This window comes from Pseudomonas sp. NFXW11, assembly GCF_049887815.1.
Lineage (GTDB): Bacteria > Pseudomonadota > Gammaproteobacteria > Pseudomonadales > Pseudomonadaceae > Aquipseudomonas.
The window spans coordinates 229,561-243,322 of the sequence record NZ_JAGEKI010000010.1 but is presented as its reverse complement, the minus strand read 5'-3'; the positions used below and the strand labels follow the sequence as shown (position 1 = coordinate 243,322).

The window sequence follows — 13,762 nt, the reverse complement described above, 5'->3', positions numbered from 1 at the left end:
CGTTAATAAGGCGAAAACGCACCGCCTTACTCACTATTTCCGACTTCGATGAACTGAAGCTTAAGCGTTGCTGAAACCGATTAACTCATTGAATTTCAAGGAGTTTTCCGTTTCGACTGCGCCGGAAGTGGGGCGAATTATAGAGAGATACAATCTGCCGTCAACCCTTAATTACATTTTTGTTGCAGAAGATGCTTTGGGCGGCTGAATCCGAGGAATCCGCTGCATCACAGCCGGTATACGCATCAGTAGCAGCAACGCCCCCACAGAGGCATAAACCGCCCATTCCTTGAGGTCGGCCCGGACAATCCAGAGCATATGCAACAGCCCAACCCCCAGGATGAGATAAACCAACCGATGCAGTTTTTTCCATCGCCTGCCCAAACGACGCTGGCTGTAGCGATTGGATGTCACTGCCAGCATCAATAGAAGTAGAAACCCCAGACTGCCCACAAAGATATAAGGCCGCTTACGCAACTCCACCCCCAGCTGCGACCAGTCCAGGCCAAGAATGAACACCCCATAAGCACTCAAGTGCAGCACTACATAAGCAAAGCACCAAAGCCCCAACTGCCGACGCACCGCTATCCAGCCCGACCAACCGGTAAGCCGTTGTAACGGTGTCATGCTCAAGGTGATCAACAACAACACCAGAGCCCCCAACCCCAGGCGGTCCACCAACACCTTGCCCGGATCCGGCCCCAGAATCGAAGCCCAAGCCTCATAGAGCCAATAAAGCGGCCAGATCAGTGCCGCGAAAAATACCGCAACCCGCCAGAACGAATAACGCATCAGTAGTTCTTCCGCAGATCCATGCCGCTATATAAAGAAGCAACCTCATCCGAGTAGCCATTGAACATCTGCGTCTCCCGCACATTGGGACTGAACAGCCCGCTAGGCAGACGCCGCTCCCGCGCCTGAGTCCAGCGTGGGTGATCGACTGTGGGATTCACGTTCGCGTAGAAACCGTACTCATTGGCGGCAATACTCTGCCAAGTGGTCTTGGGCTGCTCGCTGACTAGACTGATACGCACAATCGACTTCACACTCTTGAAACCATACTTCCAAGGCACGACCAACCTGAGCGGCGCACCATTCTGATTAGGCAACTCGCGGCCATACATCCCCACCGCCAGAATCGCCAATGGATTCATCGCTTCATCCAGGCGCAAGCCTTCGACATAAGGCCAATCGATCAATGAAAAACCTGAACGCTGGCCAGGCATGCGCTCAGGATCCTGCAACGTTTCAAAGCGAATGAACCTGGCCTTGCTGCTGGGCTCCACCTGCTTGAGCAATGCAGAAATGGGAAAACCTATCCAGGGAATCACCATCGACCAGGCCTCGACACAACGCAGCCGATAAATCCGCTCCTCCAACTGATAGGGTTTCATGAAGTCTTCCAGGGCATAGCGCCCCGGCTTGGCAACCTCTCCATCCACTACCACGCTCCAGGGCTCGGTCTTCAAGGCTCCAGCATTGGCTGCCGGGTCCCCTTTATCCGTACCGAACTCATAGAAGTTGTTGTAGTGGGTCGCATCCTTGAAGGGGGTGATTGCCTCGTCCTTGACAGTCACCGCTTGCCATCGAGTATTCGGCAACTTATCGGTAAACCAGGCAGGCGCCCGCCCCGGCTCTACATCGGGGTAACGCCCTTCCTCTTGCGCTCGCGCCCAGCCGGGCACAGCCGATGCCGCAAGACCGGCAACTGCGCCACCGAGCAAACTGCGTCGAGATAGATAGAAGGATTCAGGCGTGACCTCCGACTCTTTGCAGTCAGAGGACTTGGGGAATTTGAACAGCATGGCAACTCCGCAGTATTGGAGGACAGATGCACCAATAGACTGCGGAGTATGGGGGAAATTACATCACTCGGCGCTTTTGCGACGACGAAGGTGCAACAGGTACTGGATAGGCCCGGAAGCGGCATAGGCGAGGAACACCAGCAGCAGAATACGCGGCGGATCGCTGAACACCACTGCAAACACCAACACCACCGCCAGGATGGCCACGAAAGGCACTCGCCCCTTCAGGTCCAGATCCTTGAAGCTGTTGTACTTGATATTGCTGACCATCAACATGCCGGCCGCCGCTACCATCAGCGCCACCAGGAACGACATCTTCGAGCCCTGGATACCATAGTCGCTGAAGGCCCAGACGATACCCGCCACCACACCCGCCGCGGCCGGGCTGGCCAGGCCAATGAAGTAGCGCTTGTCGGCAGTCCCCACCTGAGTATTGAACCGCGCCAGACGCAATGCCGCGCCCGCTACATAAATGAAGGCAACCATCCAGCCGACCTTGCCCATATCACCCAGGGCCCAGCCGAATGCCAGCAATGCCGGGGCCACGCCAAAGGCGACCATATCCGAGAGCGAGTCGTACTCGGCACCGAACGCACTCTGGGTGTTGGTCATGCGGGCAACGCGCCCATCCAGGCCATCGAGCACCATGGCAACAAAGATCGCGATCGCGGCAAAAGCAAAGTACTTGCTCGCCCCCGCTGCATCTCCGGCGCTCATCGCGCTCTGGGCACTCATGGAACTGATGATGGAATAGAACCCCGCGAACAGGTTCGCAGTGGTAAACAGATTCGGCAGAAGATAGATACCACGATGCCGGACTTTACGGCCTTCAGCGTCATGCCCTTCTTCGACATGCTCATCGATCGGTAGCAGGCTTTCGGCGTCAGAGGCCTGGTTTGGCTCTTCGGGACGTTCGCTCATGGACATTACCTTGCAACGGTGTGAAAAGTTTCGACAGATACCAAGGACCACGATTGGGCCCTAAAGGATCCAGCTTTATACCAGAACATACCCGTCCAAACGAAAAAACGCGGCCTAGGCCGCGTTTTCCCTGACAAGACTCGAACTTAGTTCTTGGCTTTGTCGACGATTTTGTTGGCACCGATCCACGGCATCATCGAGCGCAGTTGCTCACCGATGATCTCGATACCGTGAGCGGCGTTGTTGCGACGCTTGGCGGTCATCGATGGGTAGCCGGTAGCACCTTCGCTGATGAACATCTTGGCGTACTCGCCGTCCTGGATGCGCTTCAGAGCGTTGCGCATGGCCTGACGGGATTCAGCGTTGATGACTTCAGGGCCGGTCACGTACTCGCCGTATTCGGCGTTGTTGGAGATCGAGTAGTTCATGTTGGCGATACCGCCTTCGTACATGAGGTCAACGATCAGCTTCAGTTCGTGCAAGCACTCGAAGTAGGCCATTTCAGGCGCGTAGCCCGCTTCAACCAGCGTTTCGAAACCGGCCTTGACCAGCTCAACGGTACCGCCACACAGAACTGCCTGCTCGCCGAACAGGTCGGTTTCAGTCTCGTCCTTGAAGGTGGTTTCGATGATGCCGGTACGACCGCCACCCACACCAGCGGCGTAGGACAGGGCAACGTTCTTGGCGTTGCCGGAGGCGTCCTGGTAGATAGCGATCAGGTCAGGAATACCGCCGCCCTTGACGAACTCGGAACGCACGGTGTGACCTGGAGCTTTCGGCGCGATCATGATCACGTCGAGGTCGGCACGTGGCACAACCTGGTTGTAGTGGATCGCGAAGCCGTGGGAGAAGGCCAGGGTGGCGCCTTTCTTGATGTTCGGCTCGATTTCGTTCTTGTACAGCTGGGACTGGAACTCGTCCGGGGTCAGGATCATGACCAGGTCGGCGGCAGCAACAGCGGTAGCCACGTCGCTGACTTTCAGGCCATGAGCTTCTGCCTTGGCAACGGTAGCCGAGCCTTTACGCAGGCCGACAGTCACGTCAACACCAGAGTCCTTCAGGTTGCAAGCTTGAGCGTGGCCCTGGGAACCGTAGCCGATGATGGCAACTTTCTTGCCCTGGATGATCGACAGGTCGCAGTCTTTATCGTAGAAAACTTTCATGAATTTCCCCTGTATCAGGCCGTTCCGGCCATTAGCTAGTTTGAATTAGATGCTCAGTACTTTGTCGCCACGGGCAATCCCGGTGACACCACTGCGTACGGTTTCCAGAATCGATGCGGTGCCGATCGATTGAATGAAGCTGTCGAGCTTGTCGCTGGTACCGGTCAGTTGAACGGTATACACGCTAGCGCTGACATCAACGATCTGCCCACGATAAATATCGGTGGTGCGCTTGACCTCGGCGCGCTGGGCGCCAGTGGCCTTGATCTTGACCAGCATCAGTTCGCGTTCGATATGCGAACTTTCCGACAGGTCTACCAGTTTCACCACTTCAACCAGCTTGTTCAGGTTCTTGGTGATCTGCTCGATGACCTCATCGTGACCGACAGTGGTGAGGGTCAGACGCGACAGGGTCGGGTCTTCGGTCGGTGCCACGGTCAGGCTTTCGATGTTGTAGTTGCGTTGCGAGAACAGACCGACAACACGAGACAGAGCACCCGGTTCGTTTTCCAGAAGCAAGGAGATAATGTGCCGCATGATTAAGTACGCTCCGTCTTGCTCAGCCACATATCGCGCATGGAGCCGTCTTTGATCTGCATCGGATAGACGTGCTCGCTGGTGTCGACCTGGATATCGAGGAATACCAGGCGATCCTTCATGGCGAACGCTTCTTCCATCTTCGGCTTCAGGTCCTTCAGATCCGTGATCCGCATCCCCACGTGACCATAGGCTTCGACCAGCTTGACGAAGTCAGGCAGCGATTCCATGTAGGAGTGCGAGTGACGGCTGCCGTAGCTCATGTCCTGCCATTGGCGCACCATACCCAGCACACCGTTGTTCAGGTTGATGATCTTGACCGGCAGATCGTACTGCAGGCAGGTGGACAGCTCCTGGATGTTCATCTGGATACTGCCTTCGCCAGTCACACAGGCGACGTCGTTATCCGGGAAGCTCAACTTGACGCCCATGGCCGCCGGGAAACCGAAGCCCATGGTCCCCAGACCACCGGAGTTGATCCAGCGATTGGGCTTGTTGAACTTGTAGTACTGCGCCGCGAACATCTGATGCTGGCCCACGTCGGAGGTGACAAAGGCATCGCCCTTGGTCACTTCGCACAGGGTCTCGATCACGGTCTGCGGCTTGATAATGCTGCCGTCGCCCTTGTTGTAAGGGAACAAGCCGCGATCACCACGCCACTCATCGATCTGCTTCCACCAACTGGCGACCGTTTCCTTGTTCGGGGTCTCGCCGATTTCCTTCAGCGCCGCGACCATTTCGGTCAGCACGCTTTCCACCGGACCTACGATAGGCACGTCGGCCTTGATGGTCTTGGAGATGGATGCCGGGTCGATATCCACATGGATGATCTTGGCGTTCGGGCAGAACTTCGGCGCACCGTTGATCACCCGGTCGTCGAAACGCGCGCCAACGGCCAGAATCACATCCGCGTGGTGCATGGTCAGGTTGGCGGTGTAGCTGCCGTGCATGCCGAGCATGCCGACGAACTGCCGATCGGTACCCGGGTAGGCGCCCAGGCCCATCAGGGTGTTGGTCACTGGCAGGTTGAGCATCTTGGCCAGTTCGGTCAGCGGTGCGGAACCACCACCCAGGATCACCCCGCCGCCGGCATAGAGCACGGGGCGCTTGGCCGCCAGGAGCATTTCTGCCGCCTTGCGGATCTGCCCGGAGTGACCGCGGACAGCAGGGCTGTAGGAACGCAGCTTGGCCTTCTTGGGAAAAACGTATTCGAACTTTTCAGCCGGGTTGGTCATGTCCTTGGGGATATCGACCACCACCGGACCGGGACGACCGGATTGCGCCAGGTAGAACGCCTTCTTCATGACTTCCGGGATTTCCGAAGCGTGCTTGATCATGAAGCTGTGCTTCACGATCGGCCGGGAGATACCGATCATGTCGGTTTCCTGGAACGCGTCGGTACCGACCATGGTGCTAGGCACCTGGCCGGAAATGATCACCATTGGAATCGAATCCATATAGGCGGTGGCAATACCGGTGATGGCATTGGTCGCGCCGGGGCCGGAAGTCACCAGTACCACGCCGGCCTTGCCGGTGGCACGGGCATAACCGTCAGCCATATGGGTTGCCGCTTGCTCGTGACGAACCAGGATGTGAGTCACTTCCGGTTCTTTGAACAGGGCATCGTAAACATGAAGGAGAGCACCACCCGGGTACCCGTAGATATATTTGACGCCTTCGTCACGCAAGAAGCGGACGAGCATCTCACCGCCAGATAAAAGCTCCACGTTGTTCACCTCTAAAACGCCAGAATACCGCCCTCAAAAGGGAGCGGGTCTTAATAGGTTTACTTCTCAGCAGAGCATGAGCGACGGTGGTCGCCGACTACGTCAGCACTGACTGAGCAAGTATTGGGAGCGCCCCAAAGTGTTGCGGGGTTTTCCCACCCAGCGCGAGGTAACGCGTTGCGGGTGTAGCACTTCGGCGCGGGTGTGCGCCTCATGATCTGCTGAGTGGGTCTGCTTCTGGCAGTCCCTCTACAGCGGACTTTGGATTCTTCTGTTTCGGCCTCTTCAAGTCAAGACGTCTATGTAGCTAATTCGAACTAAGCGCATGAGAACGCAAGAAAAAACCCAAAAACCACAACGGCCTGCACTTCAATTGCGCATTCTTCGGCAAGCAACTCAGAAGTGCGAACCTTGACTTTTGCCATCGACCTCTCGACAGGCACGAGTTGGCCGCCTCATGCAAGAGATCAAGAGCAGGTACAGGAGGGGGAGTTTCACGACGCCGCGGCAACAGACAGAAAACCGCGAGGCAACAAAAAAGGCTGCCAGGGAAACCTGGCAGCCTTGGATTCAGCGAGTGGCGACTATGAGCTGGTCGAACTCTTTAAGCAGGACCCGCAACTGCAGATCACGGCCCTGCATCGGGCGGGTGGAAAACACCATCTCGGCCATCTCGAGGATTCCCGAGGCATTGGGCAGTGGCAGATTCTGCTCCAGGATCATCTTCATGCGGGGCAGGAAAATCCATTGCAACCACTGCTCGAACTCCAGAGTATCCACCGCAAAAGGCTGGGTACTGGCCAGCGCTTCGGCACTGGGCGCAACATCGTCCCACAGCCCCTGCAGCCGCAATTCTCGCTCGATCAGCAGCAGTTGCTCGGCAACCTTGGGGAAACGCTCGTCCATCACAGCGCAACCTTGGCTTTCTGCCGGGCCTGGGCGGCACCAGCGGCATCACCCTGCTTCTCCCGGGCCTGGGCGATCAGCTCCCACAGGCTGGCCTGGAGATCAGGACGACCATTGGCGAAGCTCAAGCCACGCCGGGCGAACTGCTCGGCCTGCGGCGCATCGCCCTGAGCCATGCGCACCTGGGCCAGGCGATACAGCACTTGCGGCTCCCGCGGAGCTACGCGCTGAGCACGTTCCAGGCTGGAAGAAGCGCCATTGAGGTCTCCGCTCGATTGCTGCTGCTGAGCCGTGGTCAGCAAGGCCAGCACCGGGCCATCCAACTGTTCGTCAGCCGACAAGCCGCCCGCCCGGGCCGAAGGAATTCCGCTCGGCGTCGAAGGCATGTTGTAGGTGCCCTGGTTGCTCGGCGCCGGCTGGTACAGCGAACCATCCACTGGCCCAGGGGTAATGGGCCCGGAAGAACTCGGGCCCGGAGTGATAGGCGCAGAACTGATCGGCGCCGATGTCGTGGCACCGCCACCCGGCACCATCACCACCACCCCGGAATCTTCCGGAATGGCCTGGGCCTGGGCTTGCGCCGGACGCTTGATGGTCGTCTGGCGAAAACCGCCGGAAGCGGAAATCCGCTCGCTGTTGGATACCGCGGTACCTGAATCCACGACGGGAATGGAGCCGCGCTGCACACTGGCGCAACCGTTGAGCAACGCCAGAGCTGTAATAGCTGGAACCCACCACTTGTTCACGTCAAACCCTCATCGCTTAGTTCATCCAGCCCTTGACCCAATCCATCACCGACTCGCCACCGGCAGGCGTTTCCCCTGCGCAGGAGGCCCCGGGAGGCGGTTCGCTGCCGCGAATATACGGCATCTGCACCGCACCCGGACAGTTGGCGTCAGAGCCCTGCCCGGTACGCGAATCAACCCAGGCCTGGACCACGTTGTCCGGCTGCGGCATGTCCAGCGGCAGCGGATCGGCCTTGCGCATGAAACTGGTCCATACCTGCAGGGCGCCGGTGGCACCGGTAAAGGGCGTCTTGCCGTTGTCGTCGCGGCCGAGCCAGACCACCGCCAGCAGATCCTGGCTGAAACCGGCGAACCAGCTGTCCCGCGAATCGTTACTGGTACCGGTCTTGCCGGCCAGGGCCAGGGTCTTGGGCAATACGTTGTACACCGAGCTGCCCGTGCCCTCGCGCATCACCCGCTGCATGGCGCTCTGGATCAAGTAGATGGACCCGGCATCGAAACGCTGCTGAATCTGGAACGGGTAGCGCTTGAGTGGCTCGCCTTCGGCGGTCAGCACACTGCGAATCCCGCGCATCGGCGTATTGAAACCACCATTGGCCAGGGTCTGGTACATGGTCGCCACTTCTATCGGGCTCATGCCGCCAGCGCCCAGCAGCATCGATGGGAAAGCCGGGAATTCACGACTGACGCCCAGGCGCCCAAGGGTCTTCAAGACATTGGGCACGCCCACTTCCAGGCCCAGCCGGGCGGTGGACAGGTTGTAGGAATGCGCCAGCCCCTGATAGAGGAAAACCGTCCCGTGGGAGCGACGGTCATAATTCTGCGGCTTCCACACCTGGCCATCGGCACCCTTGACCGAAAACGCTTCATCCGAGAGCCAACTGGTCAGGGTGTACTGGCTGGGCTTTTCCAGCGCCGTCAGATAGACCGCCGGCTTGATCAGCGAGCCGATCGGCCGCACCGCATCCAGTGCCCGGTTGAAACCGGCAAAGTTGGCCTGGCGACTGCCGATCATGGCCTGGACTTCACCGGTTTCCGGATTGGTCACCACCATGGCCGCCTCGACATCCTCCGAACCCTTGCGCCCTGCCAGGCGCTTGAAGGTGTCGTTGACCGAGGCCTCGGCCTTCATCTGCAGGATAGGATCGAAGCTGGTGAAAATCCGCAGCCCTTCCTCGGTCAAGTCCTCGTCACGGTAGTCTTCACGCAACTGGCGCTTCACCAGGTCGAGGAAGCCGGGGAACGAGCTGTCCGCCAGGCTGCCGCGCTTGGTCACGCCCAGGGGCATCTGTTTCGCCGCCGCAACCTGCTCGGCGCTGGCCACGCCCTGCTGCTCCAGCAGGTCGAGCACCAGGTTGCGCCGCTCCAGGGCCCGCTCCGGGTAACGCCGCGGGTTGTAGTAGGACGGCCCCTTGACCATGCCCACCAGCAACGCCACCTGATGCAGCTTGAGTTCCGACAGCGGCTGGCTAAAGAAGAACTGGCTGGCCAGGCCAAAACCGTGCACCGCACGCTGACCGTCCTGACCGACGAAGACTTCGTTGAGGTAGGCCTCGAGAATCTCGCGCTTGTCGTAATGCAGCTCCAGCAGCAGCGCCATCATGGCTTCGTTCAGCTTGCGCGACAGGCTGCGTTCGTTGGTCAGGAAGAAGTTCTTCACCAACTGCTGGGTCAGGGTACTGCCGCCCTGACGCATCTGGCCCGACGACGTATTGACCCAGATCGCCCGAGCAATGGACTTCGGCGACACCCCGAAGTGCGAATAGAAGTCTCGGTCTTCCACCGCCACCAGGGTTTCCAGGAGATAAGGCGGCACCTGATCGATCTTGATCAGGATGCGGTCTTCCAGGTTCTTCGGATAAATACCGCCGATCAGCAGCGGCTCAAGGCGCACCACCGCCAGCTTGGCCCCCTTGCTGCCGGAGAGCTCCGCCACATAGTCGCCGGAGAAACGCACCCGCACGGGTTGCGCCTGCTCCAAGCCTTCATAGAACTGGAAACCACGGGTATTCAGATCGACCGTGTTGCCGCTCACCGATGCGGCGCCGGGACCATTGGCGACACTTTCCCGGCGATAGCCCAGGGCATCGAGTTCGGTCAGGAAATCATCCTTGCTGAGCTTTTGTCCGACGAACAGCTCGAGCGGGCGGGCATAGACCTTGGCCGGAATGGTCCAGCGCTTGCCGGAGAACTTTTCCTGAACCACGGCATCGAGGTAAACCGCGAAGCCGGCGAGCACCACCAGGCCAACCAGACTGAGCTTGAGCGCCCAGCCCAGCCAGGGGCGCAGGCCACCAGAGGGAGTTTTTTTAGCGGAACGGGGGGATCGGGTACGAGTCATGGCGGCGGATTATACGCACTTTATTCATCCTCAACATGCGCCAGCCGAGGTTTGCCTTAACGCATTCAGCGGCCATAATGACGCCCTTGTTTTTTCCCGACTCTGAAGGATCGCCTGTGAGCCAGTCACTGATCGCCGCCCTGCAAAACCCTGCGTTGTACCCTCATCCCGTAGAGGGGTTTCAGGTCATCGAAACCCATATCTCCTGGGTTCTGCTCACCGGCCCCTTTGCCTATAAAGTGAAGAAGCCGGTCAACTTCGGTTTCCTCGACTTCACCAGCCTCGAGGCCCGCGCGCACTTCTGTGCCGAAGAGCTGCGCCTGAACCAGCGCCTGACCCAGGACCTGTACCTGGAAGTCCTGCCGATCACCGGCAGCGCCGAGGCTCCCGAGCTGGGCGGCAGTGGCCCGGCCATCGAGCATGTGCTGAAAATGCGCCAGTTCCCACAGAGCCAGTTGCTCAGCACCTTGCAGGCCAACAGCGAACTGACCGCCGGGCATATCGACGAGATGGCCAGGCAGATCGCCCAGTTCCACCTCAGCGCGCCCAAGGTCCCGGCCGATCACGAGGCCGGCACGCCGGAAAGCGTGATGGCGCCGGTACGCCAGAACTTCGAACAGATCCTCCCGTTCCTCAGCGACAAGGCCGACCTGCAACAACTCGAAGCCTTGCAAGCCTGGGCGGAAACCAGCTTCGAGCGCCTCAAGCCACTGCTGGCCCAACGCAAGAGCGAAGGCTTCATCCGTGAATGCCACGGCGATATCCACCTGGGCAACGCCACGCTGATCGATGGCAAGGTGGTGATTTTCGACTGTATCGAATTCAACGAACCCTTCCGTTTCACCGACGTCTACGCCGACACCGGCTTCCTCGCCATGGACCTGGAAGACCGCGGGCTGAAGAGCCTGGCACGGCGCTTCATCAGCCAGTACCTGGAACTGACCGGCGACTACCAAGGCCTGGAACTGCTGAATTTCTACAAGGCCTATCGCGCCCTGGTACGGGCCAAGGTCAGCCTGTTCAGCATGCCCGCCGACGCCACTCCGGTGCAGCGCGCCACCACCCTGCGCCAGTACCGCAACTACGCCAACCTGGCGGAAAGCTACAGCACCATCCCATCGCGTTTCCTGGCCATCACCTCCGGCGTTTCCGCCGTGGGCAAAAGCCATGTCGCCATGCGTCTGGTGGAAGCCCTGGGCGCCATCCGCCTGCGCTCCGACGTGGAACGCAAGCGCCTGTTCGGCGAGCAGCAGGTCGCAAACGACGTACACGCCGGTATCTATAGCAGCGAAGCCAGCAGCGCCACTTACGCACGCCTGCATGAAATCGCCGAAACCATCCTGCGTGCCGGTTTCCCGGTGGTGATCGACGCCACCTACCTCAAGCGCGCTCAACGCGATGCTGCGGCCAAGGTGGCAGAAGCCACCGGCACCCCGTGCCTGATCATCGACTGCAATGCACCCGAGGCGGTCATTGCCAGCTGGCTGGCTCAGCGCCAGGCCGATCAGAACGATCCGTCCGACGCCACCCTGGAAGTGGTTGCCAACCAGCAAGCCACTCGGGAAGCCCTGACCGAGGAAGAACTGCTGCGCAGCAAACGCGTGGAAACCAACGAGAGCGGCAGCCTGGATGCCCTGGTCGCCAACATTCGCCAACGCCTGCCAGGCCTGTAAGGAATTATTTCAGCCGTGAAGTTGCAAAGACTTCACGGCTGAAAAACAGTGGCACTATACTGGCGTCATAAATCCAACACTGGTGATGTCGCCATGAGCCATCCGAAACTTCTCGACACCCCGCTCTACGCCCTGCTGCACAAGGACGACATCGCAGGCTTCAACAGCGAACGTCCCAAGGACAAGCCCATCGACATGCGTGGCGGCGATTTCCGCGGGCTCGACCTGCGGGAGTTGAATGCCCATGGCATCGACTTCACCGACGCCTACTTCCGCTCGGCCGACCTGCGCGGCCTGGACCTGAGAAACTCTTCCATGGAAGGCGCCAGCCTGGCCCATGCGCAGATCTCCGGCGCTTACTTTCCTGTCGAATTGACTGCCGACGAAATCCTGATGTCCGTCAACTTCGGCACCCGCCTGCGTTACAACACTCGCTGAACACCCCTCTACATCCGGCGCTCCAACGCGCCGGATGCCGGCTACCCCCTCTCCTCTCAGCCACTTCCCGCCAGACCCGGATTCCCGGGCCTTAGAATCATTTGCGCCAAACCCGACCAACGAACAGCGCGTTTTCTACTGAGCGCTACACTCCTTTGAGGCTGCCCACTCACCATTCGGCCATCGCCAGGAGGCTAGATGAATGATGAACTGCAACACCTTAAGAACCTTGGCAAGACCTCTGCACAGTGGCTGCATGCAGTGGGCATCCACAGCGCCTCCGACCTGCGGCGCCTGGGTGCGGTGGATGCGTACCGGGCAGTGCGCACCCGAGGTTTTCGTGCCTCGAAGGTCCTGCTCTATGCCATCGAGGGCGCGCTGATGGACATGCACTGGAACGACCTTCCCGCCGAACGCAAAGAGGCCCTGAACAAACAGCTGGACGCTATTTCCTCTCGGCAAAAAAACTGATTGGCAGACGCTTATGTACCTCATGGGAGAGCAGCCGGCCTACGCCGATGCCTTGATCGATCGACTGCAAAGCATTCCGTCTCAGTTACTGGCAGGCCTTTCGCCCCACGCCAGCACGCTGGAGCTGGACGCCACGACGGACCTGTCGCCCGTCCTGCCCGGCAACCAACTGTTCCTGCTCGACAGCGGCGTGATCCAGGCCAGCGTGGACGAGCGACCACTGTTCTACCTGCATGAAGGCGATCTGGTGGGATTGCGTCGCGGCATCGAACAACCGCAATGGCAATTGAGCTGCGATGCTCCGCTGAAGCTGATCCCCTACCTGAGAACCGAAGTGTTCCGGCATATCTACGCCGACGAGCAGCGCTCGGAACTGCTGCTGCAATACCTGATAGGCCAGACGGCCCTGCTGGCGGATGCGGTCGCGCGCCTGAAGCCGCCGGAACTGCGCAGCGCCAATGGCTTCAAGCGGGTCAATGCCGGCGAAGTACTGATTGCCCAGGGCGATGAGGCCGACCATGTATTCGTGCTACTCGAAGGCCATGCCCAGGCGTTTGTCGACGGTCACCAGGTCGGCGAGGTACCCAAGGACGAGATCTTCGGTGCCATGGCGGTGTTCACCGGAGAACGGCGTAGCGCCAACGTCATAGCCAGCGAGCCCAGCACCGTCATGCTGATTCCCAAGGAGCAGTTTCTCAGCCTGACCCAGAGCAACCCACGCATCGCCCACAGCCTGATCGAGAGCATGGCTCGACGCATTGACCTGCTGAACAAGGAGGTCACCCGGCTCATGAGGCTGAACCACCCGGAATGAAGCCACAATCCAAACGGCCGTTTGACGAAATATGCGGGACGAGGAAAAAGCCTTGTTGACTTCGAAATGAGAATCGTTATGATTATCACAACTGGTCGCGAGATCAGTCGATAACCTGGAAGACCAGTGGTTCGGACTCTCAGATTATCTCCTCATCAGGCTAATCACGGTTATTTGACCCGGCTCTTGCCGGGTCTTTTTTTGCCCGTGAAAAAGCCCC

13 protein-coding genes are annotated in these 13,762 nt (G+C 59.3%); 4 read left to right on the top strand and 9 right to left on the bottom strand.

Translation table 11 applies throughout. The features are described from left to right. Window positions 1-171: 171 nt before the first annotated feature. The 9 genes from msrQ to mrcB form a co-directional block, all read right to left on the bottom strand. On the bottom strand, window positions 172-792 hold the full coding sequence (msrQ, locus tag J4P02_RS17675; RefSeq protein WP_426192520.1) for a protein-methionine-sulfoxide reductase heme-binding subunit MsrQ: 621 nt from the start codon (window positions 790-792) through the stop codon (window positions 172-174). Continuing rightward, window positions 792-1,805, bottom strand: a complete 1,014-nt coding sequence (msrP, locus tag J4P02_RS17670) for a protein-methionine-sulfoxide reductase catalytic subunit MsrP (RefSeq protein ID WP_426192518.1) — start codon at window positions 1,803-1,805, stop codon at window positions 792-794. The genes msrQ and msrP overlap by 1 nt, the downstream gene beginning before the upstream one ends. A gap of 63 nt (window positions 1,806-1,868) precedes the next feature. Then, window positions 1,869-2,726, bottom strand: a complete 858-nt coding sequence (gene pssA, locus J4P02_RS17665) for a CDP-diacylglycerol--serine O-phosphatidyltransferase (protein WP_426192516.1) — start codon at window positions 2,724-2,726, stop codon at window positions 1,869-1,871. A 146-nt stretch (window positions 2,727-2,872) separates the two neighbouring features. Continuing rightward, complete coding sequence (ilvC, locus tag J4P02_RS17660; RefSeq protein WP_426192514.1) at window positions 2,873-3,889, bottom strand: ketol-acid reductoisomerase; 1,017 nt, start codon at window positions 3,887-3,889, stop codon at window positions 2,873-2,875. A 45-nt stretch (window positions 3,890-3,934) separates the two neighbouring features. Next, window positions 3,935-4,426, bottom strand: a complete 492-nt coding sequence (ilvN, locus tag J4P02_RS17655) for an acetolactate synthase small subunit (RefSeq protein ID WP_426192512.1) — start codon at window positions 4,424-4,426, stop codon at window positions 3,935-3,937. A 2-nt stretch (window positions 4,427-4,428) separates the two neighbouring features. Further along, window positions 4,429-6,153: an acetolactate synthase 3 large subunit gene (locus J4P02_RS17650; RefSeq protein ID WP_426192510.1), complete on the bottom strand. Its 1,725-nt coding sequence runs from the start codon at window positions 6,151-6,153 to the stop codon at window positions 4,429-4,431. A gap of 570 nt (window positions 6,154-6,723) precedes the next feature. Further along, window positions 6,724-7,059 (bottom strand): YqcC family protein, encoded by a 336-nt coding sequence (locus tag J4P02_RS17645; RefSeq protein WP_426192508.1) that lies wholly within the window; start codon window positions 7,057-7,059, stop codon window positions 6,724-6,726. Further along, entirely contained in the window at window positions 7,059-7,805 is a 747-nt protein-coding gene (locus J4P02_RS17640) for a tetratricopeptide repeat protein (RefSeq protein ID WP_426192506.1), read from the bottom strand. The genes J4P02_RS17645 and J4P02_RS17640 overlap by 1 nt, the downstream gene beginning before the upstream one ends. 16 nt (window positions 7,806-7,821) lie before the next feature. Then, complete coding sequence (mrcB, locus tag J4P02_RS17635; RefSeq protein ID WP_426192504.1) at window positions 7,822-10,146, bottom strand: penicillin-binding protein 1B; 2,325 nt, start codon at window positions 10,144-10,146, stop codon at window positions 7,822-7,824. 116 nt (window positions 10,147-10,262) lie between these two features. On the opposite strand from mrcB, the gene J4P02_RS17630 reads away from it, so the two are divergent. From J4P02_RS17630 to J4P02_RS17615, 4 genes are all read left to right on the top strand, one after another. Further along, complete coding sequence (locus J4P02_RS17630) at window positions 10,263-11,819, top strand: AAA family ATPase (RefSeq protein ID WP_426192502.1); 1,557 nt, start codon at window positions 10,263-10,265, stop codon at window positions 11,817-11,819. Window positions 11,820-11,912: 93 nt separating this feature from the next. Next, on the top strand, window positions 11,913-12,257 hold the full coding sequence (locus J4P02_RS17625) for a pentapeptide repeat-containing protein (protein ID WP_426192500.1): 345 nt from the start codon (window positions 11,913-11,915) through the stop codon (window positions 12,255-12,257). Between the two features lie 198 nt (window positions 12,258-12,455). Beyond that, window positions 12,456-12,728 (top strand): TfoX/Sxy family protein, encoded by a 273-nt coding sequence (locus tag J4P02_RS17620; protein WP_426192498.1) that lies wholly within the window; start codon window positions 12,456-12,458, stop codon window positions 12,726-12,728. Between the two features lie 13 nt (window positions 12,729-12,741). Further along, window positions 12,742-13,542 carry a Crp/Fnr family transcriptional regulator gene (locus J4P02_RS17615; RefSeq protein WP_426192496.1) on the top strand — a complete coding sequence of 267 codons (801 nt, stop codon included), beginning with the start codon at window positions 12,742-12,744 and terminating at the stop codon, window positions 13,540-13,542. The last annotated feature ends 220 nt before the right edge of the window (window positions 13,543-13,762 follow it).

What these genes read in the sequence shown, in the direction of transcription:
- msrQ (WP_426192520.1), bottom strand. Translation starts at nt 792, where the DNA reads ATGCGTTATTCGTTCTGGCGGGTTGCGGTATTTTTCGCGGCACTGATC.
- msrP (WP_426192518.1), bottom strand. Translation starts at nt 1,805, where the DNA reads ATGCTGTTCAAATTCCCCAAGTCCTCTGACTGCAAAGAGTCGGAGGTC.
- pssA (WP_426192516.1), bottom strand. Translation starts at nt 2,726, where the DNA reads ATGAGCGAACGTCCCGAAGAGCCAAACCAGGCCTCTGACGCCGAAAGC.
- ilvC (WP_426192514.1), bottom strand. Translation starts at nt 3,889, where the DNA reads ATGAAAGTTTTCTACGATAAAGACTGCGACCTGTCGATCATCCAGGGC.
- ilvN (WP_426192512.1), bottom strand. Translation starts at nt 4,426, where the DNA reads ATGCGGCACATTATCTCCTTGCTTCTGGAAAACGAACCGGGTGCTCTG.
- J4P02_RS17645 (WP_426192508.1), bottom strand. Translation starts at nt 7,059, where the DNA reads ATGGACGAGCGTTTCCCCAAGGTTGCCGAGCAACTGCTGCTGATCGAG.
- mrcB (WP_426192504.1), bottom strand. Translation starts at nt 10,146, where the DNA reads ATGACTCGTACCCGATCCCCCCGTTCCGCTAAAAAAACTCCCTCTGGT.
- J4P02_RS17625 (WP_426192500.1), top strand. Translation starts at nt 11,913, where the DNA reads ATGAGCCATCCGAAACTTCTCGACACCCCGCTCTACGCCCTGCTGCAC.
- J4P02_RS17620 (WP_426192498.1), top strand. Translation starts at nt 12,456, where the DNA reads ATGAATGATGAACTGCAACACCTTAAGAACCTTGGCAAGACCTCTGCA.
- J4P02_RS17615 (WP_426192496.1), top strand. Translation starts at nt 12,742, where the DNA reads ATGTACCTCATGGGAGAGCAGCCGGCCTACGCCGATGCCTTGATCGAT.